21 protein-coding genes, 1 tRNA gene, 1 other RNA gene and 1 pseudogene are annotated in these 22,675 nt (G+C 66.1%); 14 read left to right on the top strand and 10 right to left on the bottom strand.

Annotation, left to right across the window (positions count from 1 at the left end):
* Both AC3A3W_RS09580 and AC3A3W_RS09575 read right to left on the bottom strand, forming a co-directional pair.
* Positions 1-1,113, bottom strand: a complete 1,113-nt coding sequence (locus AC3A3W_RS09580) for a Gfo/Idh/MocA family protein (RefSeq protein ID WP_487442261.1) — start codon at positions 1,111-1,113, stop codon at positions 1-3.
* Positions 1,114-1,147: 34 nt separating this feature from the next.
* The gene (locus AC3A3W_RS09575) at positions 1,148-2,368 is read right to left on the bottom strand and encodes an ROK family protein (protein ID WP_487442259.1); all 1,221 of its coding nucleotides are present in this window, start codon (positions 2,366-2,368) and stop codon (positions 1,148-1,150) included.
* Positions 2,369-2,527: 159 nt separating this feature from the next.
* Between AC3A3W_RS09575 and AC3A3W_RS09570 the strand changes: the two genes are divergently transcribed.
* Genes AC3A3W_RS09570 through AC3A3W_RS09550 form a run of 5 tightly spaced genes read left to right on the top strand, consistent with a single transcriptional unit; the run spans position 2,528 to position 7,161 of the window.
* The gene (locus AC3A3W_RS09570) at positions 2,528-3,277 is read left to right on the top strand and encodes a sugar phosphate isomerase/epimerase family protein (RefSeq protein WP_487442258.1); all 750 of its coding nucleotides are present in this window, start codon (positions 2,528-2,530) and stop codon (positions 3,275-3,277) included.
* A complete protein-coding gene (locus tag AC3A3W_RS09565; RefSeq protein ID WP_487442256.1) occupies positions 3,274-4,401 on the top strand; it encodes a Gfo/Idh/MocA family protein in 1,128 nt (375 codons plus the stop codon). Before AC3A3W_RS09570 ends, AC3A3W_RS09565 begins: the two co-directional genes overlap by 4 nt.
* Positions 4,402-4,411: 10 nt before the next feature.
* Positions 4,412-5,623: a Gfo/Idh/MocA family protein gene (locus AC3A3W_RS09560; RefSeq protein WP_487442254.1), complete on the top strand. Its 1,212-nt coding sequence runs from the start codon at positions 4,412-4,414 to the stop codon at positions 5,621-5,623.
* 1 nt (position 5,624) lies between these two features.
* A complete protein-coding gene (locus AC3A3W_RS09555; protein ID WP_487442252.1) occupies positions 5,625-6,620 on the top strand; it encodes a sugar phosphate isomerase/epimerase family protein in 996 nt (331 codons plus the stop codon).
* A gap of 4 nt (positions 6,621-6,624) precedes the next feature.
* Positions 6,625-7,161 carry an N-acetyltransferase family protein gene (locus AC3A3W_RS09550; protein ID WP_487442250.1) on the top strand — a complete coding sequence of 179 codons (537 nt, stop codon included), beginning with the start codon at positions 6,625-6,627 and terminating at the stop codon, positions 7,159-7,161.
* On the opposite strand, the gene AC3A3W_RS09545 is transcribed toward AC3A3W_RS09550, so the two are convergent.
* Positions 7,158-9,290 (bottom strand): amylo-alpha-1,6-glucosidase, encoded by a 2,133-nt coding sequence (locus AC3A3W_RS09545; protein WP_487442248.1) that lies wholly within the window; start codon positions 9,288-9,290, stop codon positions 7,158-7,160. The genes AC3A3W_RS09550 and AC3A3W_RS09545 overlap by 4 nt on opposite strands.
* Before the next feature lie 38 nt (positions 9,291-9,328).
* A complete protein-coding gene (locus tag AC3A3W_RS09540) occupies positions 9,329-10,417 on the bottom strand; it encodes a glycosyltransferase family 4 protein (RefSeq protein ID WP_487442246.1) in 1,089 nt (362 codons plus the stop codon).
* Positions 10,418-10,659: 242 nt separating this feature from the next.
* Between AC3A3W_RS09540 and AC3A3W_RS09535 the strand changes: the two genes are divergently transcribed.
* Positions 10,660-11,388: a DsbA family oxidoreductase gene (locus AC3A3W_RS09535; protein ID WP_487442244.1), complete on the top strand. Its 729-nt coding sequence runs from the start codon at positions 10,660-10,662 to the stop codon at positions 11,386-11,388.
* A 106-nt stretch (positions 11,389-11,494) separates the two neighbouring features.
* A complete protein-coding gene (locus AC3A3W_RS09530; protein WP_487442241.1) occupies positions 11,495-12,145 on the top strand; it encodes a TetR/AcrR family transcriptional regulator in 651 nt (216 codons plus the stop codon).
* 3 nt (positions 12,146-12,148) lie between these two features.
* Here the strand turns inward: AC3A3W_RS09530 and AC3A3W_RS09525 are convergent, their stop codons facing one another.
* Positions 12,149-12,823, bottom strand: a complete 675-nt coding sequence (locus AC3A3W_RS09525; protein ID WP_487442240.1) for a LytR C-terminal domain-containing protein — start codon at positions 12,821-12,823, stop codon at positions 12,149-12,151.
* Positions 12,816-13,115 carry a type II toxin-antitoxin system VapB family antitoxin gene (locus AC3A3W_RS09520; protein ID WP_205651433.1) on the bottom strand — a complete coding sequence of 100 codons (300 nt, stop codon included), beginning with the start codon at positions 13,113-13,115 and terminating at the stop codon, positions 12,816-12,818. Before AC3A3W_RS09520 ends, AC3A3W_RS09525 begins: the two co-directional genes overlap by 8 nt.
* 147 nt (positions 13,116-13,262) lie before the next feature.
* Between AC3A3W_RS09520 and AC3A3W_RS09515 the strand changes: the two genes are divergently transcribed.
* A complete protein-coding gene (locus AC3A3W_RS09515; protein ID WP_487442238.1) occupies positions 13,263-14,195 on the top strand; it encodes a hypothetical protein in 933 nt (310 codons plus the stop codon).
* Positions 14,196-14,488: 293 nt separating this feature from the next.
* Positions 14,489-15,904, top strand: coding sequence for a stealth conserved region 3 domain-containing protein (locus AC3A3W_RS09510; protein WP_487442236.1), 1,416 nt, complete (start codon positions 14,489-14,491; stop codon positions 15,902-15,904).
* Between the two features lie 56 nt (positions 15,905-15,960).
* Here AC3A3W_RS09510 and AC3A3W_RS09505 read toward each other — a convergent pair whose 3' ends face one another.
* Together AC3A3W_RS09505 and AC3A3W_RS09500 are read right to left on the bottom strand one after the other, a co-directional pair.
* Positions 15,961-16,872 (bottom strand): phosphodiesterase, encoded by a 912-nt coding sequence (locus AC3A3W_RS09505; RefSeq protein WP_487442233.1) that lies wholly within the window; start codon positions 16,870-16,872, stop codon positions 15,961-15,963.
* A gap of 172 nt (positions 16,873-17,044) precedes the next feature.
* Positions 17,045-17,308, bottom strand: coding sequence for a hypothetical protein (locus AC3A3W_RS09500; RefSeq protein WP_487442231.1), 264 nt, complete (start codon positions 17,306-17,308; stop codon positions 17,045-17,047).
* Between AC3A3W_RS09500 and AC3A3W_RS09495 the strand changes: the two genes are divergently transcribed.
* A complete protein-coding gene (locus AC3A3W_RS09495) occupies positions 17,307-18,119 on the top strand; it encodes a hypothetical protein (RefSeq protein WP_487442386.1) in 813 nt (270 codons plus the stop codon). The two genes, AC3A3W_RS09500 and AC3A3W_RS09495, sit on opposite strands and share 2 nt — an antisense overlap.
* A gap of 257 nt (positions 18,120-18,376) precedes the next feature.
* Here the strand turns inward: AC3A3W_RS09495 and AC3A3W_RS09490 are convergent.
* Positions 18,377-18,730: pseudogene (locus tag AC3A3W_RS09490) on the bottom strand (M23 family metallopeptidase); the annotation flags it as partial.
* A 651-nt stretch (positions 18,731-19,381) separates the two neighbouring features.
* On the opposite strand from AC3A3W_RS09490, the gene AC3A3W_RS09485 reads away from it, so the two are divergent.
* Entirely contained in the window at positions 19,382-20,290 is a 909-nt protein-coding gene (locus AC3A3W_RS09485; RefSeq protein ID WP_487442229.1) for an oxygenase MpaB family protein, read from the top strand.
* Between the two features lie 56 nt (positions 20,291-20,346).
* Here the strand turns inward: AC3A3W_RS09485 and AC3A3W_RS09480 are convergent.
* Positions 20,347-20,434: transfer RNA gene (locus tag AC3A3W_RS09480), tRNA-Ser, on the bottom strand.
* A gap of 143 nt (positions 20,435-20,577) precedes the next feature.
* On the opposite strand from AC3A3W_RS09480, the gene AC3A3W_RS09475 reads away from it, so the two are divergent.
* From AC3A3W_RS09475 to AC3A3W_RS09465, 3 genes are all read left to right on the top strand, one after another.
* A complete protein-coding gene (locus tag AC3A3W_RS09475; protein WP_487442227.1) occupies positions 20,578-20,901 on the top strand; it encodes a hypothetical protein in 324 nt (107 codons plus the stop codon).
* Positions 20,902-20,962: 61 nt separating this feature from the next.
* An RNA gene (gene ffs / locus AC3A3W_RS09470) (signal recognition particle sRNA small type) lies at positions 20,963-21,059 on the top strand.
* A partial coding sequence (locus AC3A3W_RS09465) for a DNA polymerase III subunit gamma and tau (protein WP_487442225.1) occupies positions 21,058-22,675 on the top strand: 1,618 nt, incomplete at its 3' end. The genes ffs and AC3A3W_RS09465, both read left to right, overlap by 2 nt.

The raw sequence follows: 22,675 nt of genomic DNA, 5'->3' as shown, positions 1-22,675 counted from the left end.
TCAGAGCCTCACTTCGCGCTGTTCGAGGGCGGACTTGTAGCAGGCGTCGAGCACCAGGGCACGGGTCAATGCCAGTGATCCGTCGTGGGCGCCCCAGACGGATTCGCCTCCCCGGACAGCTTCAACGAAGTCTTCCACCACAGCCTGGTGTGCCCTGCCGGGTTCCGCCACCACTGTGTAGTCGGCGTTTTCGCCGTCTTTCTCCTTGAAGATGCGAAGGTCTGCGACGGGGGCGTCGGAGGCCCCGACGGCGCGCAGGTCCGCGCCGCCGTCGGTGCCGTAAACGGTGAAGTCCATCAGGTCGTCTTCGTCGCGGTACGCCGCCCAGCCTGCCTCGAGGATTAGCGTGCCTCCGCCCTCGAGCCGAATGAAGGCAGAGGCGAAGTCTTCCACCTCAAACTTGTGGGCAGCCTGCATCGCGGTGTACCGGGCGTTTCCGCCGAGGCCGCGGGGGCCGAGTTCCGAATGTGTGGACGCGGAGACGGAGAGGACCTTCGGTTCGCCCAGCAGGTGCAGCGCGTAGTCCAGGACGTGGACGCCGATGTCCGCCAGCGGCCCGCCGCCGGCCAGCGCCGGATTGGTGAACCAGCTCCCCAGCATCGGGATGCCCTGCCGGCGGAGCCAGGAGGCCTTGGCGTAGTACGGGCGGCCCAGCTCCCCGTCGTCCATGATGCTCTTCAGCTTCTGGATGTCGCCGCGGCGGCGGTGGTTGAAGGCGACGTCGAGGACGCGGCCGGCCGCCCGGGCTGCCTCGACCATCTGCCTGCCCTCGTCGCCGTTGCGGGCCAGGGGCTTTTCGCTCAGGACGTGCAGCCCGCGCTCAAGCGCGGCGATGGCAATCGGCGCGTGCAGGAACGTCGGCACGGCGACGCTGACGGCGTCGAGCCCTTCGAGCTCGATCAGGTCTTCCCACCGGGCAAACGTGTGCGGGATGCCGTAGTCGGCCTTGATGCTGGCCAGGAGGTCCTCCTCCATGGCGGCCACGGCCACGAGCTCCACACCGTCGATGTTCTTGTAGGCCTTGATGTGCTGTTGACCGGCCCATCCGATGCCCACGACCCCAACTTTCAGGGGTGCCGTGGCCGGGAGGCGTGATGGCTGTTGATTACTCACGAATGGATCCTTTGTTTCTCGTCGATTTGAAACGCTAGGTGTTGTGAAGGGCGGCGTGCCTGATGGCTGATTCCACGGCCTCGGGCGAAAGTACGTGCTCAATGACCATCCGGCTGGCTCCCCAGATGGCAGCATCAACAGGTGCCTTGGACTGCTCGATGCGGAGTTTGGATGTGGCCAGCGGCTGGGACCGGCGGTAGACGGTTTCCCGGATACCGGCCAGGAGCTGGTCGCCGGCGCGCGAGAGACTGCCGCCGACCACGATCACCGAAGGGTTGAGGAGATTCACGCAGATGGCCAGCACCTCCCCCATGTCCCGTCCCGCCTGTCGCAGCGCGAGAATGGCCTGCACGTCCCCCTTCGCTGCCAGGTCCACCACGGCCGTGCCGGAGACCGCATCGATTCCGTGGGCCCTCAGCTTGGCTGCCAGCGCGGGGCCGGAAGCCAGCGCTTCGAGGCAGCCGTGGTTGCCGCAGCGGCACAGGACGTCCTCGCCGCTGGGAACGCGGACGTGCCCGAGGTCCCCCGATGCGCCGTCGGCTCCCCGCTGCAGCTGGCCGCTGCTGATGATGCCCGCCCCGATGCCGGTGGCGGCCTTCACGAAAAGCAGATTCCGGTGGTCCTGCCAGAAGGCATGCCGCTCGCCCACGGCCATGATGTTGACGTCGTTATCCACAAGGACTTCGGTTCCCAGCTCGGCGCGGACATAGCCGGCCACATCGAACCCGTCCCAGCCCGGCATGATGGGAGGCTTCACCGGCCGGCCAGTATCGTGCTGCACAGGCCCCGGCAGGCCGATTCCCACGCCTGCCACGTCTTGGTCCGCACGGCCGATGCCTTGCAGCAGCGACCTGCAGTTCCCGATGACCCAATCAAGCACAGCCTCGGGACCCTCGGAGATTTCCAAGGCGCCCGAGTGGCGGGCCAGGATGTCCCCGTTCAGGTCCGTGACGGCAACGGAAGCGTGGGAAGCGCCGACGTCCGCGGCGCATACCACCTTCATGCCGGCGTTGAAGACAAACCGCGACGGCGGCCGCCCCCCGGAGGAAGCCGCCTCACCTGCGGGGCCCACGAAACCCGCCGCCGTCAGGGCATCAATCCTGGCCGCCACTGTGGTGCGGGCAAGGCCCGTGACCGCGGTCAGTTCAGCGCGTGTCCGTGCCTTGCCGTCACGGAGCAGCTGGAAGAGGTCGCCGGCACGGGTCCCCAGCCCGGCGTCCTCCGAGGGCCGCTCCAGGACGGGAGATGTCTGCATGGGTTAAGGAATAGCACACGCCGGCCCACTTATGTCAGTGCTTCTGCAAACTTTTGATTGACTTGCGGTAAAAGTAGCCGTAGCTTCATAAAAGACCCACTCCCGACGCCGCCCCGGGTCCTGGGATGCCCGGACGATCAGCAAGATGTTAGGAGAACCATGACCTACTCACTCCAGCTCTACACGCTCCGCGGGCCCCTCGAGGAGGATCTTCCCGGCACCATCCGGCGAGTGGCCGAGATCGGTTTCGCCCAAGTGGAGCCGTACAACTTCGTGGCGACCGCCAAGGAACTTGGGGAGGCGCTGCAGGCCAACCGCCTGACGGCCCCCTCCGGCCACGCGCCCCTGCTCAGCCAGGACCAGGACCAGATTTTTGCCGCGGCCCGGGCCCTGGGGATGGAAACAGTGATCGAGCCGTACATAACGGCCGAGCACTGGCAGTCGGCCGAGGATGTCCGCGCCACCGCTGAGAAGCTGAATGCCGCCGCCAGGAAGGCTGCCGAATACGGCATCCGGGTGGGCTACCACAACCACCAGTGGGAGCTGGAGTCCGTCATCGAAGGCCAGACCGCGCTGGAGTACTTCGCCGGGCTGCTGGACCCTGAAGTGGTGCTGGAGGTCGACACGTATTGGGTCGCCGTTGGCGGCCATGATCCCGTGGAAATCCTCACCCGCTTGGGCGACAGGGTGCGGCTCATCCACATCAAGGACGGCCCGCTCACCACGGACACCAAGGCGCAGCTTCCTGCGGGCAAGGGCCAAGTGGCAGTGCTGGATGTCATCGCCGCGGCGAAATCCCTGGAAGTCGGGGTGGTTGAGTTTGACGACTATTCCGGGGACATCTTTGACGGGATCGCCGAGAGCCTGGCGTTCCTGCAGAAGGCAGCAACCGGGCAGATACGTCCATGAGCGCCGCCCAGGCTCCAGCAAGCGGCAGCGGCCCGGTGGGCGTCGCCGTCATCGGCGCAGGCAACATCAGCAAGCAGTACCTGGACAACCTGACGGTCTTCCCCGACCTGAAGGTGCACTACATCGCCGACCTCTCCGAGGACGCCGCCGCGGCGCGGGCCAGGGAATACGGCATCGCGGAGTGGGGCGGGGTGGACGCGGCACTGGGCCATCCCGACGTCGAAATCATCGTCAACCTGACCATCCCCGCCGCCCACGTGGAAGTGGCCACCGCCGCCGTCCGCGCGGGAAAACACGTGTGGACGGAAAAGCCTTTTTCACTGGACCGCGAATCCGGCCTGGAACTCCTTAATGCGGCAGAAGCGGCGGAGCGCCGGCTCGGCTGCGCTCCGGACACCTTCCTCGGCGCCGGCCTGCAGACGGCGCGCCGGCTGATCGAACGCGGCGACATCGGGACTCCGCTGACGGCGATGACCACATTCCAGACTCCGGGGCCCGAATCCTGGCATCCAAATCCGGCGTTCCTGTTTCAGTACGGCGCCGGGCCGCTGTTCGACATGGGGCCGTACTACCTCACCGCGCTGGTCCAAACATTTGGTCCGGTCAGCAAGGTGGCGGCCATGGGCTCGAAGTCCAGGGAGGTCCGCGTCATCGGTTCGGGTCCACGGCTGGGCGAGGAATTCACCGTCGAGGTCCCCACCCATGTCAGCGCGATGGCGCAGTTCGAAGGCGGCCAGTCATCGCACAGCGTCTTCAGCTTCGAATCCCCCCGCGAGCGGATGGGATTCGTGGAGATCACCGGCACCGAAGCCACTATCTCCCTGCCGGACCCCAACAATTTCCACGGGGAGGTCAGGCTCTGGCGCGCGGGCGACGAGGACTGGACCGTCATCCCCGCCACCGGCCCGGATAACGGCCGCGGCATGGGCGTGCTGGACATGGCCCGCTCCATCCGCGCGGGCGTCCCGCACCGCGCCACAGGACAGCTCGCTTACCACGTGCTGGACACCATGGTCGCCATCTCCGAGTCCGTGGACTCCGGAACGTTTGTCGACGTCGAAAGCTCCGCGCCGCCATCCCCGGCCCTCCCCGAGGACTGGAACCCCACTGCCTCCACCGTCTAGGAACAGCGCAATGACAACGCAAGAACCGCAGCCAACGCGCTCCGGCACCCGCCAGCACCCGTCTTCCCCGCTGGGGGTGGCGATGATCGGCTACGCGTTCATGGGCAAGGCCCATTCGAATGCGTGGCGGAACGTGGCCAGCTACTTCGATGTCCCGGCTTTCGAGCAGAGGGTGCTGGTCGGACGGGATCGCGTCCAGGTCGCCGACGCTGCGGCCAAGTACGGCTGGGCCGAGTCCGCCACGGACTGGCGCTCCGTCCTGGAGCGGGATGACATCGACATCGTGGACATCTGCGCCCCGGGCTGGATGCACGCCGACATTGCCATCGCGGCGCTCGAGGCCGGGAAGCACGTGTTGGTGGAGAAGCCTCTGGCGAACACCGTGGCCGAGGCCGAAGCCATGACGCGGGCGGCCCAGTCCGCGCGGGCCAAGGGCGTGCAGTCGATGGTCGGCTTCAACTACCGGCGGGTCCCGGCGTTGGCCCTGGCCAAGGAGCTGATCGCCGAAGGCCGGGTGGGCACGGTCCGGCACGTCCGTGCCGCGTACCTGCAGGACTGGCTCACTGATGCGCAGGCGCCGATGACCTGGCGGCTGCGCAAGGACACTGCGGGTTCCGGCGCCCTGGGCGACATCGCCTCCCACGCCATCGACCAGGTCATGTTCCTGCTCGGTGAGGCCGTCACCGACGTTTCCGGGCGCCTGCACACGTTCGTTTCGAGCCGCCCGGGAGCGGACGGCCCGGAGGACGTGACGGTCGACGACGCCGCCTGGGCCACGTTGTCACTCACCGGCGGTGCCGTCGCCTCTGTGGAAGTTTCCCGCGTTGCCACCGGGCAAAAGAACTCCCTCAGGCTGGAAATCTATGGCGACAAAGGAACGGTTCTGTTCGATCTTGAGGGGCTGAACGAGCTTGGCTTCCTGGACGCGACGGCCCCCGTCCGCGAGCAGGGTTTCCGGCGCATCCTCGTGAACGAACCCGAGCACCCCTACATGGACGCATGGTGGCCGCAGGGCCACATCATCGGGTGGGAACACACCTTCACCCACCAGATCCGTGATTTCCTGCTCGCACTCAGCCAAGGCAGCGCGCCCTCGCCGTCGTTCGAGGAAGGCCTGGCCGTCCAGCGCGTCCTGGCGGCAGTCGAGGAATCCGCCGACGCCAAGTCCTCCACTGTCCAGCTCACCTCAACCCATACATCCGCCGTTGCCGAAGGAGCCTGACATGCCCCGCCCGTACACCCTGTTTACCGGCCAGTGGGCCGACCTGCCCTTCGAGGAAGTCGCGCGCCTGGCCTCCGGTTGGGGCTATGACGGACTGGAGATTGCCGTGTCCGGGGACCACCTGGACGCCTGGCGCTGGGACGAACCCGGCTACGTCGAATCCAAGCTCGCGGTCCTGGAGAAGTACAACCTGAAGGTCTGGGCCATCTCCAACCACCTCAAGGGCCAGGCCGTGTGCGATGACCCCATCGACTTCCGCCACGAGGCGATCGTCGGCTCCAAGGTCTGGGGCGACGGCGATCCCGAGGGCGTCCGGCAGCGTGCCGCCGAGGAAATGAAGCACACCGCCCGGCTCGCCAAAGCCTTGGGCGTGGACACGGTGGTCGGGTTCACCGGCTCCTCCATCTGGCAGTACGTGGCCATGTTCCCGCCCGTCCCGGAGAAAGTGATCGAGGCCGGCTACCAGGACTTCGCCGACCGCTGGAACCCCATCCTGGACGTCTTCGACGAATGCGGCGTTCGCTTCGCCCACGAAGTCCATCCGAGTGAGATCGCCTACGACTACTGGACCACGGTCCGTACCCTCGAAGCGATCGGCCACCGCGAGGCGTTCGGGCTCAACTGGGACCCCTCGCACATGATGTGGCAGGGCATCGACCCCGTCTCCTTCATCTGGGACTTCAAGGACCGGATCTACCACGTGGACTGCAAGGACACCAAGCTGCGCCCCACCGGCCGGAACACCGTGATGGGCTCGCACCTGCCCTGGGGCGACCCGCGCCGCGGCTGGGACTTCGTCTCTGCCGGACGCGGCGACGTTCCCTGGGAATCCTCCTTCCGCGCCCTGACCGCCATCGGCTACACCGGCCCCATCAGCATCGAATGGGAAGACGCCGGCATGGACCGCCTCCACGGCGCCCCCGAAGCCCTCGCCGCGCTCAAGAAGTTCGACTTCCCGGCGTCGCAAACCAGCTTCGACGCCGCCTTCAAGCAGTAGCCCCATGACCCACACCATCCGTCAAGCAACAGCGGACGACGCCGGGGCGCTGGCTGAGCTGGCGGCCGTCACCTTTCCGCTGGCGTGCCCTCCGGAGTCCTCCCCCGAGGACATCGCGGCCCACCTTGCCGGCACGCTCAGCGAGCGCCACTTCCGCGCATACCTTGCAGACCCTGCGGTGACGGTGCTGGTGATCGACGCCGGCGGCGGACTCCGCGGCTACAGCCTGCTCGTGAACAGGCCCGCCCTGGATCCGGACGTGGCCTCGGCACTTACCGCGCTGCCCTCGGCGGAGCTCAGCAAATGCTACGTCCATCCTGGCCACCACGGGCTCGGCGCCGCGGCCGACCTCATGCACGCCAGCATCGAGTCCGCCGCAGCCGCCGGGGCAAGGGGAATGTGGCTCGGAGTCAACAGTGAGAACACCAGGGCGATCCGGTTCTACGAAAAATCAGGCTTCCGGAAGGTGGGGACCAAGTCCTTCCGGTTGGGAAGCGCTGTCGAACACGACTTCGTGATGGAGCGGCCGCTGGGCGGCTAGTCGGCGAGGTCCTTGTAAAGCGGCAGGCGGGGGTCGCTCCGGAGCTTCAGCGCCGGTGGCAAGCCCTCCACGCTTCCCTCCCTGCCCCGGGCCCGGATGGTGATCCTGGAGCGGCCCAGGAGGACGTTATCTGCCCGGAAATCGCCCATCCGGTCCGGAAGGATCGGGGCCAGGTGGACTTCGTTCCGGGTGAAGTCGGGGTCAAAGCGCAGCAGGATGCGGGCCAGCTGAACCGGTGCCGCGGCCGCCCACGCCTGTGGGGAGCACGCCGTCGGGTATGGCACCGGCTCCGGGAAGTCGCTCCGGTCAAACCCGCAGAACAGCTCCGGAAGCTGCCCGCCAAAGTGGGCCGCCGCCGCAAAGAGCCCGCTGGCAATCCGGCTGGCCTCGTCCACGAAGCCGTACCGCATGAGCCCGGTGGCCACGAGCGCGCTGTCGTGCGGCCACACCGAGCCGTTGTGGTAGCTGACGGGGTTGTACGCACCCATGTCCGAGGCCAGCGTCCTGATGCCCCAGCCTGTGAACATCTCGGGCGACATCAGGCGTTCCGCGACCATCGGAGCCTTGTCCTCGTCGAGCAGCCCGACCCAGAGACAGTGGCCCATGTTGGACGCGCACGAGTCAACCTGCCGCTTGTCCTTGTCCAGGGCGATGGCGTAATACCCCTTGTCCGGCATCCAGAACCGCTCGTTGAAGGATGCCTTCAGGCGTGCAGCGCGCCCGGCCCAGTGGCGTTCCAGGGACTGGTCACCGGTCCAGCGGGCCAGCAGGGAACGTCCCACGTAGGCGGCGTACACGTAGCCCTGGACCTCGCACAGGGCAATCGGTGGCTCGGCCATCCTGCCGTCGGCGAAATTGATTCCGTCCCAGGAATCCTTCCATCCCTGGTTCAGCAGTCCGTGGGGGTTGGGCCTCAGGTACTCCACAAAGCCGTCGCCGTCGCGGTCCCCGAAGTGCTCGATCCATTCCAGGGCACGATCCGCATGCGGCAGCAGCGAATCAATGATGTCCTCGCCGAGCCCCCACCGGCTGAGCTCCCCGAGGACGGAGACAAACAGCGGGGTGGCGTCGGCGGTGCCGTAGTACGCGGTGCCGCCCAGCGCAAGGCCGGCGTTGATGCCAAACCTCACCTCGTGGGGGATCCGCCCCGGCTCTTCCTCAGAATCCGGGTCTACCTTTGTCCCCTGGATCCCGGCCAGGGTCTGCAGCGTCCCGGCGGCAAGGTTGGGGTCGACCAGCAGCGACATGTAGGCGGACAGCAGGGAATCCCGGCCGAAGAGCGCCATGAACCAGGGCGCACCGGCGGCAACTGCGGCACGGTCAGGGTGGGCATCATCGAATATCCGCAGGGAACCCAGATCCTTCTGGCTGCGGTCCAGCACATGTTGAACGTTCCGGTCCATGACGGTCACCCGCGGCACATGCTCCTCCCATGCCAGGTGCCTCTTGACGCCCATCCGGTGGTGCGGAGGCGAGGCCTCGGAAAAGGGCTCCTCCGGCCCCACCCCATTGATCAGCGGAACCGCAATGACGGCGGTGGACCATTGTCCCCTGGCCGGAATCTGCACCCGGAAAGCCAGTGCATCCTCGCGGACCAGGGCCCCCGCTGCGCGGATGGCCACGCCCCGGCGCTGTCCGTTGCGCTCTGCTTCGATGTGGAGCTCGGCGCCCTGGACCGACCTGCGGGTAACGGCACCGGTGGGCGCCCTGCCGCCCTTGACGTCAAAGAGGTCCGCCATGTCGGCCTCGACGCTCAGTTCGATGTCACAGTCGGCCGGCTCAGACGAGTAGTTGATGAGGGTAATGTCATCCCGAAGCCCGGGTCCGATGTGCCGCTGGTGCCGGACCACCAGGGGGCTGTCGAACCTGCCGTCCGACCAGCGGGCCCTGCCGATGAAGGTGGCCTGGAAAGCCCTGGGCGTCTGGGCCCCCAGCGGTTCGCGGAGGGACCCGTTGACCCGGAGCATCCAGCGGGAAATAACCCGTGTGTCCTGGTAGAAGACCCCTTGTGAGCCGCCGGGGATGATGTCGCCGTTGTGGGAGGAGATGCAGAACGAGGACCCTTCGACCACTGTGACCGCACCGGCTTCGGATGGGCCCGCCTCCGTGTCGGCATTCCAGGCGTTCATGGGCTGATCCCTTCCCTTGCACAGGCGCGCGGCCGGCGTCAGGTACCCGGCGCCATCGAATCGTGTATCTGATTCTCATGCACTGTGCCCGGATCGGGAACCCCGAAAGGCAACTTCTGCCCAAGCAGCCGGGTGAACAGATCCAGGTGGTCCTCGACCATCCGTTCCGAGCTGAACCGTTCCGCAACGGAGGCGCGGCAGGCAGCCCTGCTGAGCTCTCCGGCCCGGAGCAACAGAGCCGGCAGCTCGTCCAGCGAGGCCAGGTAGCCGGTGGATCCGTGATCCACCACTTCGGGTGCGGCACCAATGGGAGTGCCTATGACGGGGGTCCCCGTGGCCAGTGCCTCGATCATCACCAGCCCGAAAGGCTCAGACCACTGGATGGGGTTCAGGAAGGCGAAGGCCTCGCCCATCAGCGCGTACTTTTCGGCGTTCGCCAGCTCACCAATGAATTCCTCGTTGGGCCCCATGAGCGGCTCGACAACTTCCCGGAAGTAGCGCATTTCCTCGGGTTCGCGGATTTTTGCCGCAAGGCGCAGCGGGACTCCGGCCTTCCGGGCGATAGCAATCGCTTGGGCTGGACCCTTGTCCGGGGACATTCGTCCCACAAAGCACGCATAGCCTCCCTGCCCGGTACCAGTCGGAACGGCAGCCAGATCCATCCCGTGATGGATGACCCGGGCAACCGGAACGTCCGGCGCCTGGCTGACCTGGTCGCGGGAAATGGCGATAATGCTCGCGGTCTTGCCGATGGCCCGGTAAATGTCCACCGCCGACGGCGTCAGCTGGCAATGGATGGTTGTCACCACCGGCACCGAGGATGGACGGTGCGGATACAACGGGCCGGCCATCGTGTGGTCGTGGATGATGTCCACTCCCCGCATGCCCCGGTAAGCGCGGATCACGTGACTCAGTTCCGAAAGCGTGAATCCCAGTTCGGCCGGTTCGGCCTGCCGCATGTCCGGGACCCGGGGAACAGGACATTCGCTGTCCGACGGAGCAGCCAGCACCACCTCGTGGCCGGCGTCAGCAAAGCCGCGGGCAAGGCTGTCCACCACCCTCTCGGTCCCACCGTAAGCGGGCGGCGGAACCGGAATCCAGGGTCCTGCAATTAGTCCTATCCGCATGCCTGGCCTCCCAGCCCACGGGCAGGGAGCTTCCGCATAACAGTAGAAGCGCCTGCCTGGCGCCTCGTGGTGAACCACGAGAATGTTCGGATGAACAGCATCCGACGGCTGACTTCATAACCTATGTCAAACGATAGGATCCCCGGTGCCGCCGGGCAAGACCGCCAGTCTGCCGGTTGCCTGTGGCCTAACCGACACCGCCGCTGAGGAATGCCCCAGCTCCGGTGGAGGTTGTGGCAGGCATGAAGATTGAAATCTGGTCAGACGTCGCGTGTCCTTGGTGCTACATCGGCAAACGGCGCTTCGAGGCCGCCCTGGCCGAGTTCCCCCACCGCGATGCGGTAGAGGTGCAGTGGCGCAGCTACCAGCTGGATCCGTCCCTGCCCGAACACTACGACGGCACCGAGCTCGACTACCTCAGCACCCGCAAAGGCATGGCCCCCGCACAGGTTTCTCAAATGTTTGACCACGTGGCGGCACAGGCCAGGGGTGAGGGGCTCGACTACCGGTTCGACGCCGTCGTAGTCGCCAACAGCTTCACCGCCCACCGGCTGATCCATCTGGCCGCCGCCCACGGGAAGCAGGACGCCGCCAAGGAGCGGCTGCTCAGCGATCACTTCGAACACGGCAAGGACATCGGCAGCCGCGGCTACCTCACCGCGCTCGGCGGGGAACTGGGCCTCGACGCCGGCGCTGTCGCCGAGCTGTTCACCTCCGACAAGTACGCCGACGCCGTCCGGCACGACATTGCCGAAGCACGCGCGCTGGGCATCAGCGGAGTCCCCTTCTTCGTGATTGACCGGAAATTCGGGCTCTCCGGCGCCCAGCCCTCGGCAACGTTCAGCATGGCCCTTGAACAGGCCTGGCAGGACACCCATCCGCTCGCCATGGTCAACGCCGGCGGCCCCGGAACTGAGGACGGCGAAGCACAAGACGGCGGAGCGTGCGGGCCGGCGGGCTGCGCCGTCTGACGCTGCGTTTATGGGAGGCCAACTGCGCCGCCCCGAGGCACGACTGCGGCGCAAACCTGCACAAGACACGCAGGGTTTTACTGACAGAGCGCGGTAAAGTGTGCGTATGCCACGGATTTCGGCCCCCAGCAATGCTGCACAGCGCGCCGAGACCCAGCGCCGCATCCTCAACGCCTTTGGCGAACTTCTCTTCACGCACGGGCTGCCCGGGCTGACCATGACGGATGTGGCCCGCCATGCAGGCATCGGGCGTACGGCCGTGTACAACTATTATGCGGACATCGAAGAGCTGCTCATTTCCTATGCCCTGGTTGAAACGGAGCGTTTCCTCGCGGAACTGAAGGAGTCGCTCAACCTGCTGGAGAACCCGGTGGACCGGCTGGCGCTCTATGTGCGATCCCAGGTGGAGGACCTCAGCCGCCGCCACCTTCCACCCGGCCCGGCGATGGGCGCCGTGCTCTCCCCTGCGTCCTTCGCCAAGCTCGCGGACCACGTCGGCGGCCTCAGCGACCTCCTGCAGGACATCCTGCGCGAAGGCATGGACCAGGGTTACTTCCCCGTGGCGGACGTCCGGCAGCAGGCCCAGCTGATCCACGGAACCCTGTCGTCCAGCGCTGCCCGCAGCAGCGAGGAGACGGACGACCTCGAGGATCGGGTCTCCCGGACAGTGCGGTTCATCCAGTTGGGTGCCGGTGCGAGGTTCGACGACGGCGGCCGGCCCGTCCGCCTGGCGGAACCTCCCGCTGCGGCTGGTTAGCGGTCAGCCTTTGGCGCCCTGGGTGGGGACTACGGGCCACTGGCCGTCATCTGCAATGCGCCGGCTTTCCCGCGGGCACTCCAGCTTGCCGGGAGTCTGGTCCACCAGTTCCGGCTTGGCCAGCCCCCGGTAGTCGCCGGTGAGAATCACGTCAACGCTGGCATCGGAGCGAGCGTCCTGGAAGTAGTCCGAACCCGGAAGGTTCCGCTGCACGGCGAAGGCCGCGGCCTGGCCTGCGGCGCCGGACACAATGGCGGCAACGCCGCGGTAGCCGGTTTCGATGTTGCCGACCCTGCCCACTGCGAATTTCCGGACCTTGAACTCGTTGGCTGCTGACTTTGCCAGTCCGGCCCTGGTGGTGGCGTTGAAGACGTTGACGGTGACCTTGGCGGGCGGCGTGTAGTCGAAGGTCGTGGCGGGGCACGCGGACGCCTGCACCTCGGTGTTTTCCGTCCCGGGGAACTTAATTTGTCCGTTCATGATCGCCACAGCTCCCATGACGGCCGTAACAATCAGCCCAAGGAGCATGAACAGCACCACGCCGTGCAGGATTTTCCGGCGCAGCTTCCGGGAGTGGGCGGCCGCGTCGTCGTCGGGCACGAACGTGGCACGGAGCTCAGGACCAGTGATGACGCGGTGTCCATGCAGAACCGTGACGTCCTTGGGTTTTCTAGCCATCGATCACCAACACCCGGGCGTGGATGGCGGTGCGCTGGTGGAGCGCGGTGCGGACAGCCCGGTGGAGACCGTCCTCGAGGTAGAGCGTTCCCTTGTACTGCACCACGTGCGGGAAGAGGTCGCCGAAAAAGGTGGAGTCCTCGGCCAGCAGGGCTTCGAGGTCCAGGGTCCGCTTGGTGGTCACCAGTTCATCAAGCCGCACCGGCCGTGGCGGCAGCGCGGCCCAGTCCTTGGGCGTGCTGTAACCATGGTCGGGGTAAGGGCGTCCCTCGCCCACAGCTTTGAATATCACGATGCAAGCCTAAGCACGTTGCCTGTTCTAGGGAATGTGGATCGGGTCACGGACCGAGGTTGTAGCCAAACAGTAACCATGAGTCACATGCGGGGCGCTTGCGTCAGCCTGGGGCGCCGCGCGGGCGGCGGCTGACAGAATGGAGCCATGACTGCTCCTCCCGCGAATGCCACCGCTGCCGCCTTTGGCTCCCACACGCCGTCGGCCCCGGCCCTTGCCCTCCTCCTGGACGTCGACGGCCCGGTGGCCAGTCCCGTCACCCGTGATGTGAAGCCCGGCATCATCGCCGATCTGGTGGCCCTTGCGACAGCCGGGGTACCGGTCATCTTCAACACGGGCCGCTCCGACGCCTTCATCCGGCAGCAGGTCATGGAGCCGATGATCGCAGCGGGCATGCCGAGCGGCACACTGATCCATGCCATTTGCGAAAAGGGCGCCGTCTGGTTCAGCTACACCGCCGCCGGCGCCGGTCCGGTCCACGTGGACCGTGAACTGGCCGTGCCCGCAGCCTACGGTGACGACGTCCGGCGGATGGTGGCTGAGGACTACTCCTCGCACATGTTCTTCGATGAAACGAAGCGGGCCATGGTGTCGGTCGAACAGCACATCGAGGTGCCGAACAGCGAATACCTCGCCGAGCAGCGGCTCTTCGATGCAGAAGCCATGGAGCTGATGCAGCGGCACGGCCTGGGTGTCGTCCGCCTGGACCACCACGCACCCAACTCCGACGACGAGATCGACTACCGTGTGGACCCCACCATCATTTCCACGGACATCGAATCAGTACGGCTCGGCAAGGACCTGGGCGCCAGCCGTGCGGTGGAATTCCTGGCAGCACAGGGCATCACGCCGCAGGCCTGGCGGACGGTGGGTGATTCCCGCACGGACTACGCAATGGCCGACTGGCTGCACCACAATGACCACGCGGTCAAGCATGTGGATGTCCGGCCCGCGGACGGTGTGCCGGACAAGCCATACGACATCCTCACGGCCGCCGACCTCGGCCTGGATGCTACGGTCATTCACGACGACGCCGGTGCGGCTTTTCTCCGCAGGTGGCGGGAGGCGCTGGTGGGCTGAGCCCCTGCCGCCGCTTTGCGGGCGGTCCGCTCCGCCGGCAAATTATCCTGCAGTTTTTTCGGCAGGACTATCATGCAAGTAAGAGCCAACCCCTAGCAGCACGGAGAATCACCATTACAGACGTAACGGTTCAGGATGACATCTACTATGGCGGACAGACTTCCGAGGACGTCCCCGCACTTGCGGAAGTAACGTCGCCGGCTGCTGTTGCGCGCCTCAAACACCGCCCCGACATAGTCCGCACCTCAGGCCGGTATGCCCTTATCAACCAGAACCGGACGCCGTACCAGGCCATGGTGGAGGACCTGCTCTTCCTGCGGAACGTGCTGGCGCAGGCCGGTTTGGATTACCTGCTGGTCCGCGGCAACAACGACCGCCCGGTCATCGCCCTGGACTGGAAAAACCGCAAAAAGCTGCGCGCTGCCCTGGTGGAGGCGTGCCGCAACGAGCCCTTCTACTCCATGACCGTGGATGCCAAGAAGAAGACGTCGGTGCTCGTGGCCGACGGCGAGCTCTCCACCAACCGGCAGGCCAGAATCTTCCGGCTGTACAGGCCCCGGGTTGAGCCAAACGGCGGCTTTGAGTTCGGCGCTTCGGCGGGCGTGCAGGTGGAGCTCTGGAGCTTCGAGGGCGAGGAGGTGATCCTGCCGATCGAGAATTCCCTGACCCGGCGGACCATGCTGTCCCAGGACGCCGTGCGTGGAACGGTTGAACGGTACGGGCACACGTGGCCCACCATCGAGAATATGTTCGCGGACCACGCCAGTGACATCAGTTTCGACATCGACCTGGTCTTCTCCTGGGTGGATGGCAGTTCCCCGGAGTACATCGCGGCACGCAGGGCCAGGCAGGCCAACGCTGTCCTCGGCGAGGGCGACGACCACGAAGCGCGCTACCGGCAGATCAACGAGCTCAAGTACGCCCTCCGCTCCGTCTACATGTTTGCGCCGTGGATCCGCCGCATCTTCATCGCCACGGACTCCCCCGCGCCGGAGTGGCTGGCGGACCACCCGTCCGTGACGATTGTCCGGAGCGAGGAGTTCTTCGCCGATCCCTCCGTGCTGCCCACGCATAATTCCCAGGCTGTGGAATGCCAGCTGCACCACATCGACGGTCTGTCGGAGCACTTCCTCTACTCCAATGACGACATGTTCTTCGGACGCCCCGTTGGACCCGACCTGTTCTTCACGCCCGGCGGGATCACCAAGTTCATCGAGGCGGAGACCCGCATCGGCCTCGGGGAGAATGCGGCCGAGCGCAGCGGTTTCGAGAATGCCGCCAGGGTAAACCGCAAGCTGCTGTGGAACCGCTTTGGCCGGATCACCACCCGTCACCTGGAGCACAGCGCGGCGCCCCTTCGCCGCAGCGTGGTGGCCCAGATGGAGGACGAATTCCCGAGCGAGTTTGCCAAGACTGCTGCCAGCACCTTCCGCGCTGCGGACAACATCTCTGTGACCAACTCGTTCTACCACTATTACGCGCTGCTCACCGGGCGTGCTGTCACCCAGACCGCGGCCAAGGTCAGGTACGTGGACACCACACTCCGCGCCGGGCTTAACTATCTGCCCAAGCTGCTGTCGAAACGGAACATGGATTTCTTCTGCCTCAATGACGGCAGCTTCCCCGAGGTTCCCGCCGACGAAAGGGCCGAGCTGGTCACGGACTTCCTGGAGAAGTACTTCCCCATCAAGGCGCCTTGGGAGAAGTAGCACCGCATGGGCCGGAGCCCCCGCAGTCATGACTGCGGGGGCTCCGGCTTATATGGCTAATTTCGCGAAAGAACGGGCCGGTTTGCCCGCTCCGGAATGCGGATGCCGGCAGCAGCCAGACGCCGTTCCGTTTCCTCGGGGGTGACATACTCCCCGACGGTCGGCGTGCTTCCGAGCGGCACCACTGAATGCACGATGGTGTGCTCGTAGACGTGCACGAGGTTGAAGGCCTGCCCGCCGTCACGGCCGCGCGTGCCTCCCACCGGAACGTTGAGGTCCTGGGTGTAGCACGTGGCAGAGGCGACCGACACCGGGACACCGGCGAAGCTCGCCGTCGTCGAGTAGTGCAGGTGCCCAGCCAGGATGGTGCGGACGTCCGAGTTGCGAACCACGGTTTCCAGCGCAGCCTGGTCACGGAGCTCCACCAGCACGGACAGGTCCAGTACCGACGGTACGGGCGGATGGTGCAGCGCGAGGATGGTGCCGTCCGGGGCGGGCGTTTCCAGCTGTGCGGCCAGCCAGTCCAGCTGGTCGCTGCTGAGCTCCCCGTGATGGAACCCGGGCACTGACGTGTCCATGGTGATGACCCGCAGGCCATTGACGTAATAGCTTTGGTCCACCGGGTCATCATTGCCCGGCTGGTCCAGCAGGCCCGCCCGGAAGTTCGCGCGGTTATCGTGGTTTCCCATGGCCCAGATGACTTTGGCGCCGAGATCCCTGCACGCCGGTTCCACGATCGCGCGGAGTTTGGCGTAAGCCTCGGGGTCTCCCTTGTCCGCCAGGTCGCCGGTGAAAATCACGGCTTCCGGACGGGCGCCTGATGCCTGGACCTCATCGAAGAGCTGAATCAGGCGGGCTTCGCTGTCAACTGCGCCATAAAGGGGGTCCGGACCTCCCAACAAATGGGGGTCGCTCAGGTGGAGTAGAAAATGACGTGGCCTGGGGTGCTCGGCCTCGATGAGCTCCATTGCTGCCTTCGCGGTAGTTAGGAAGCGGGTGCTTCCAGTGTCCCTCTCAGTACGCTCCATCCAACCAGATAAAAAGCAAACTGTGGGGAAACTGAAGTTGGCATGTTGAAAAATTACGATGCCTGCCGCTTACCGGCTAACGCTCCTCGCTTTCGTTTCATCTGGGCGGACATCAGGCGATGACCGCGTTGGGGTGCCGCAGTTCCGGGATCACCGGAACAACGGCGGAGGCAGGACGCCCCACGATTCTCCGTCCTCGGCCAGGGGTATTCGCCGTGGCATGAAGGGGAAATGTGACGCCCGGGGACCGCTGGTCCCCGGCTGCGGAAGTGCCGCAAGGCTCTTCAAAACCGGCGGTCTCGGACCCGGCTCCGTCCTGGGACGGCAGCCGGATCTGTCGGAAGGACTGCACATAGTGCTCTCTGGCCGGTTGCATGGTCGTCATTAATGACAACGGAAACGTACTCCGCTGCATTCCTTCGACCTCCTCACGGTTGGTGAACAGCCGGACGGCGAACCCCGCCGCGCCGTACTACGGCGCGGTTGTGGGGGCCGCCGTCACGGCTGTTTCTGTTCCTGCAGGTGCAGTTGCAGGAGCCTGGGTTGAGCTTGGAACAACCGTTGGCTCAGGCGTTGCTGAGGGAACGGGCACCGGAGCGGGCGCCGGGGCAGGTGCGGGAGCGGGTGCCGGGGCGGGCGCAGGTGCCGGGGCGGGCTCGACAATAATTGCGGTGGGCGTGGGCGCCGGGGCGGGAGGCGGTGCCGGCGCCGGGGCCGGCTCGACAACAATCGCGGTGGGCGGGGCCACCGGGGCAGGTGCCGGAGCAGGTTCCGGTGCCGGTGCCGGTGCGGGCTCAGAATACGGTTCCGGCGTCGGATCAACAGGAGGCGGACCCGGTTCGGGCTCGGGCTCGGGCGCGGGGGCAGGGTCCGGCTCCGGCGTCGTTGTAGGCGGCTCGGTGGTCGGCGGGTCCGTCGTCACCGGCGGCTCCGTCGTCGGCGGCTCGGTCGTTGCCGGCGGCTCCGTTGTTGCCGGCGGCTCAGTGGTTGTCGGCGGCGTGGTCGTTGCCGGCGGGGTGGTGGTTGCCGGCGGCGTGGTGGTCGTCGGGGGCGCGGTCGTCGTCGGCGCAGTGGTCGTCGGGTTCGTCGAAGCCGGCGGTGCAGGCTTTGTCGACGTCGGCGGGGCGGGTTTGGACGTGGCCGACGGTTCGGGTGCGATGGTCTGCAGCGGACTGCTGTTGGCCTGAGGGGTTGAGGCAGACCAAGTTGCGGTGGAACTGGGCATCAGCGAGGGGCTGGCGCCGCTGGAGGGAGCCCAGGTGTAAGGCCGGGCGTCGTAATAGGTGGAGGGCTCAGAGCTGCCGTCGCCGGTGTTCCCGCGAAGGAAGGGGATCGCCCAGCCCGCGAGATTGGCCGCAGCGGGATCAAAGCTGGTCATGACCGCCTGCTGCAGCTTATCGACCTGCCGGATGGGCAGCAGCGTCCACTTGGCTGGATCCTGGTGTTCCCCATCCTCGATGACCTCGAAGTGGAGGTGGCATCCGGTGGACGATCCTGTGGTGCCCACCTGGGCAATGACCTCACCGACACGGACTGGGTCACCCTTTGCAACTGCCACGGACTGGAGGTGGTTGTACGTGGTGATGAGCCCATTGCCATGGTCGATCTCCACCCTGTTGCCGCCGCCCCACGGATGCCAGCCTGCGGCTCGCACAACTCCGGAATCAGCCGCGTAGACACGCGTGCCACACGAAGCGGCAAAATCCTGGCCCCAGTGGAACTCACCGGATTCCCCTGTCAGGGGGTTATGCCGCAGGCCGAAGGAGGAACTCGGATACAAAACCTCGAGCGGGGCCATCAGGAAACCTGCACCCGGCCGCCTCAAGGCAGTGGATGCGACGCCCGGCGACTGAGGCTTGACCGTGCCAGTGGAGATAGCACCCTTGGAGCTCGTCTCCACGATCGTCCGGCCAAAGGGTACTTTGGCAACCAATGCCGCAGCCGGACCGGCTACGGTGCGCCCCTCGGACGTGCTGCCCGGATCGAGCAGCGCCGGCCCAACGACGCCGGAAGGCGGCACGACGCGGACTGCAGCCTCGTCAAGCGCTCCCGCGGGGGTCTGGATATGGCTGACCGGCGATTGGAACCCGAACGCGAAGACGGAGAAGCCTACGACAACTGCCGCAGACAGGCTCCGCAAAGCGATCCGTCCGGGGCCGTTCGCCCTGGCTGTACCTTGGTTTCCCCCATGAGTTGCCACAGAATTCTCCTGATGTAGGACCCGCCAACTCCTTGTCTCGACGAGCATGTCCTCCATTGTGGCCACACGGGAAGGCACCGGGAAACCCCTAAAACTGGGGGGTGAATCCCTGTGCTTTATAGGTTTAACCCCCCAATCCGCGCACGAACAAATGGGGTCCAGACCGTTTCCGCACGGCCTCTGAGATCCGGCAGGCGAGGGCCCTCAAAATCGCAGTCACACTCTCAGTTCAGTGCGCGAGAATGGAACATGCGCAATGTCCTCAGGGAATGGCAGGCGGAGGTCAGACGGACACTGACAGGCAGCCCTTCTGCGCCGCCCGAATGGGCAGAAAAGTTCGCCCAGGGAAATGACTCGGGCTTCTACCTGCCTGGCTCAGCCGTCTGGACCGTCCACCACGGGATGCCCACCATCGTCGCGGGCATCCGTTCCCTTCTGATGCAGACGCTTCACCCCGGCGTTATGGCCGGCGTCTATGAACACTCCAAATTCCATGAAGACTCCCTCGGCCGTCTTGCCCGGACAACACGCTGGATTCATGCAGTGACCTACGGTTCGACGGCTGATGCCCGCATTGCGACGGATTCGGTGCTGCGGATTCACGATGCGGTCCGCGGACAATACGTCGACGGCAGCGGCGCTACGCGGGACTATTCGGCGAACGATCCGGACCTGCTCCGGTGGGTGCACGTCACGTTTACTGATTCATTCCTCACGGCGCACAAGAAATGGGGCGGACCCATTCCTGGCGGCCCCGACGCCTACGTCCGCGAATGGGCGCAGGCGGCGCGGCTGATGGGGGTCAGTTCACCGCCGCTCCGTGAAGTCGAGCTGGCACGGGAACTGAACGACTGGTTTGCGGCGGGCGCCTTGCGCGCGGATGAACGGGTTGCCGAAACCGTGGCTTTCATCCGCAATCCTCCGCTGCATCCATGGCTGCTGCCCGGATACCGCGTGCTTTTCGCAGGGGCAGTGCTCAGCCTCGAGCCGAGGTACCGCGAGATGCTGGGGCTGCGGAAGGCGCGGCTTGGACCACTGCCCCTGCCGGTGGGATTGGCAACCAGGGTGACTCTCGCCGTCGTACGCCTCGCGCTGGGCCGGATGGGACCCAGCGAACGTGCCGCACGGCAGCGGCTCCGGCGGCTGGGCTTGGCGTAGCCGGATACCGGCAAAAGGAAAACCCGGTTCCGACAGAATCGGAACCGGGTTTCCGGTGGCGGAGAATGGGGGATTTGAACCCCCGAGGGCGTTAACCCAACACGCGTTCCAGGCGTGCGCCATAGGCCGCTAGGCGAATTCTCCAACTGCTTCTGAACCAAAAGCAGATACTAGAATACCCGAACTTTCCTGCATCTCCCAATTGAGCGTTTTGGCCGTCAATTCACCCACAGTCTGGCAGGCCAGGGAGCGGCGCCATGACAGCATCCCGCTGGCAGGATGGTGTCATGTCGCAGCTTCACGCCCTGGTCGTCTATGTCCCCGAGTCCCATGCCGAAGCAGTGCTGGCCACGATCGGGGACGCCGGCGCCGGACGGCTGGGCGACTATTCGCACTGCTCGTTCACATCGACCGGTTCGGGCCGCTTCACGCCTTTGAGCGGCTCCCGTCCGTTTGTCGGAGCCGTGGGCGTGCCCGAGCAGGTGGCGGAACTGCGCGTGGAGTGCGTGGTTGCCGATGAAGTGCTCGACGCCGTTGTGCGGGCACTGCGGGCGGCCCACCCCTACGAGGAACCCGCGTTCATGAGCTGGCCGGTGAACGGGCACCGGTAGCCCGGTGATCGGGACTGTCCAGGCCGATTCGGGGCAGACCGAAACTTCGGGTAAAGTATCTGACGGCCCCTCATGTGGCGTCATCCTGTTGAACTCCCCCAGGACCGGAAGGTAGCAAGGGTAGACGGGCTCTGGCGGGTGCATGGGGGGTCTTTTATGTCAGCCCCGATTGGTAGGGTTTTCTCTGTGACTGTTACTACCGCCCTTTACCGCAGATACCGCCCCGACTCGTTCGCGGACGTTATCGGGCAGGAACATGTCACGGAGCCGCTCTTGACGGCCCTGCGCAAGAACCGTGTGAACCACGCCTACCTGTTCTCGGGTCCGCGCGGCTGCGGCAAGACCACGTCGGCCCGCATCCTGGCCCGCTGCCTCAACTGCGCCAAGGGACCCACAGACACCCCGTGCGGCGTGTGCCCCAGCTGCATTGAACTGGCCCGCGGCGGCGCAGGATCCCTCGACGTCATCGAGATTGACGCCGCCAGCCACGGCGGTGTTGACGATGCCCGGGATCTTCGGGAACGGGCCACGTATGCCCCGGTCCGGGACCGCTACAAGATCTTCATCATCGACGAAGCGCACATGGTCACGTCGGCCGGATTCAACGCCCTGCTGAAAATCGTTGAAGAGCCGCCCGAACACATCAAGTTCATCTTTGCCACCACGGAGCCGGACAAGGTGATCGGGACCATCCGCTCCCGCACGCACCACTACCCGTTCCGGCTCGTTCCCCCGGAGCCGCTCTTGGCATACCTTGAGCTTCTCTGCAAGCAGGAAAACGTCCCGGTGGCGCCCGGAGTGCTGTCCCTGGTCATCCGCGCCGGTGGCGGTTCCGTCAGGGATTCGCTCTCCGTACTGGACCAACTCATGGCTGGAGCAGGGCCGAACGGCCTGGACTACGAGCTCGCCGTTGCGCTCCTCGGATACACCCACGCCTCGCTCCTGGACGATGTGGTCGAGGCGATCGCCGCCTCCGACTCAGCAACTGTCTTCCGGGCAGTGGACCGCGTCATCCAGACCGGGCACGATCCTCGCCGCTTCGTCGAGGACCTCCTGGAACGCTTCCGTGACCTCATCATCGTCCAGGCCATGCCGGAGAGCGCCCAATCCATTCTCCGCGGCATGCCCGCCGACCAGATCGCCAGAATGCAGAGCCAGTCGCACAATCTGGGCGCCGCGGAACTGTCCCGCGCAGCGGACGTCACCAACACTGCGCTCACCGAGATGACCGGCGCCACCTCGCCCCGGCTCCATCTCGAGCTCTTGTGCGCCCGCATCCTGCTGCCCAGCTCCGAACAGAGCGAACGCGGAATCGCGGCACGTATTGACCGTGTGGAGCGCAGACTGAACTACGCGGGGAACGAGGCCGGCGCCGCCGCCGCTGCTTCCGCAGCCCCCGTTCCCCCTGCGCCTGTTGCAGCACCAGCTGCGGTGCCATCTGCGGTGCCATCGGTTCCGCGCGCTGCCGCGGCGCCTGAACCTGTTTCCGCTGAGCAGCAGCCGCCTTCCCCGGCGGAGCCGCGCCGCCAAGCCCCTGAACCTGCTGCCGCCACAACGCCATCGGGTGCGGCGGAGACCCGCCCGACGGCGGAGCGGGAGCCCGTCTCCGCTCCCCGGATCAGCACCAGCGACTGGCCCGTGGACGAACCACAGTCCGGCGCCCGCAGGCCTTCCGGCGATTCCGTTCGCGGCAGCGGACCCGAGTCCGCGCCGTCGGCGCCCGTGCCGTCGGTGCCAGTGCAGCCGGCGCCCGTGCAGCCGGCGCCCGCCCCTG

The organism is Arthrobacter sp. Soil_N43 (genome assembly GCF_057655195.1).
Note: the sequence above shows the minus strand (reverse complement) of the source record. Positions and strands in the feature narration are given on the sequence as shown.

Bases quoted from the DNA above. Each gene is read 5' to 3' on its own strand.
- AC3A3W_RS09575 (WP_487442259.1), bottom strand. From the start codon at position 2,368: ATGCAGACATCTCCCGTCCTGGAGCGGCCCTCGGAGGACGCCGGGCTG.
- AC3A3W_RS09570 (WP_487442258.1), top strand. From the start codon at position 2,528: ATGACCTACTCACTCCAGCTCTACACGCTCCGCGGGCCCCTCGAGGAG.
- AC3A3W_RS09565 (WP_487442256.1), top strand. From the start codon at position 3,274: ATGAGCGCCGCCCAGGCTCCAGCAAGCGGCAGCGGCCCGGTGGGCGTC.
- AC3A3W_RS09560 (WP_487442254.1), top strand. From the start codon at position 4,412: ATGACAACGCAAGAACCGCAGCCAACGCGCTCCGGCACCCGCCAGCAC.
- AC3A3W_RS09555 (WP_487442252.1), top strand. From the start codon at position 5,625: ATGCCCCGCCCGTACACCCTGTTTACCGGCCAGTGGGCCGACCTGCCC.
- AC3A3W_RS09550 (WP_487442250.1), top strand. From the start codon at position 6,625: ATGACCCACACCATCCGTCAAGCAACAGCGGACGACGCCGGGGCGCTG.
- AC3A3W_RS09545 (WP_487442248.1), bottom strand. From the start codon at position 9,290: ATGAACGCCTGGAATGCCGACACGGAGGCGGGCCCATCCGAAGCCGGT.
- AC3A3W_RS09540 (WP_487442246.1), bottom strand. From the start codon at position 10,417: ATGCGGATAGGACTAATTGCAGGACCCTGGATTCCGGTTCCGCCGCCC.
- AC3A3W_RS09535 (WP_487442244.1), top strand. From the start codon at position 10,660: ATGAAGATTGAAATCTGGTCAGACGTCGCGTGTCCTTGGTGCTACATC.
- AC3A3W_RS09530 (WP_487442241.1), top strand. From the start codon at position 11,495: ATGCCACGGATTTCGGCCCCCAGCAATGCTGCACAGCGCGCCGAGACC.
- AC3A3W_RS09525 (WP_487442240.1), bottom strand. From the start codon at position 12,823: ATGGCTAGAAAACCCAAGGACGTCACGGTTCTGCATGGACACCGCGTC.
- AC3A3W_RS09515 (WP_487442238.1), top strand. From the start codon at position 13,263: ATGACTGCTCCTCCCGCGAATGCCACCGCTGCCGCCTTTGGCTCCCAC.
- AC3A3W_RS09510 (WP_487442236.1), top strand. From the start codon at position 14,489: ATGGTGGAGGACCTGCTCTTCCTGCGGAACGTGCTGGCGCAGGCCGGT.
- AC3A3W_RS09505 (WP_487442233.1), bottom strand. From the start codon at position 16,872: ATGGAGCTCATCGAGGCCGAGCACCCCAGGCCACGTCATTTTCTACTC.
- AC3A3W_RS09495 (WP_487442386.1), top strand. From the start codon at position 17,307: ATGGTCGTCATTAATGACAACGGAAACGTACTCCGCTGCATTCCTTCG.
- AC3A3W_RS09500 (WP_487442231.1), bottom strand. From the start codon at position 17,308: ATGCAACCGGCCAGAGAGCACTATGTGCAGTCCTTCCGACAGATCCGG.
- AC3A3W_RS09485 (WP_487442229.1), top strand. From the start codon at position 19,382: ATGCGCAATGTCCTCAGGGAATGGCAGGCGGAGGTCAGACGGACACTG.
- AC3A3W_RS09475 (WP_487442227.1), top strand. From the start codon at position 20,578: ATGTCGCAGCTTCACGCCCTGGTCGTCTATGTCCCCGAGTCCCATGCC.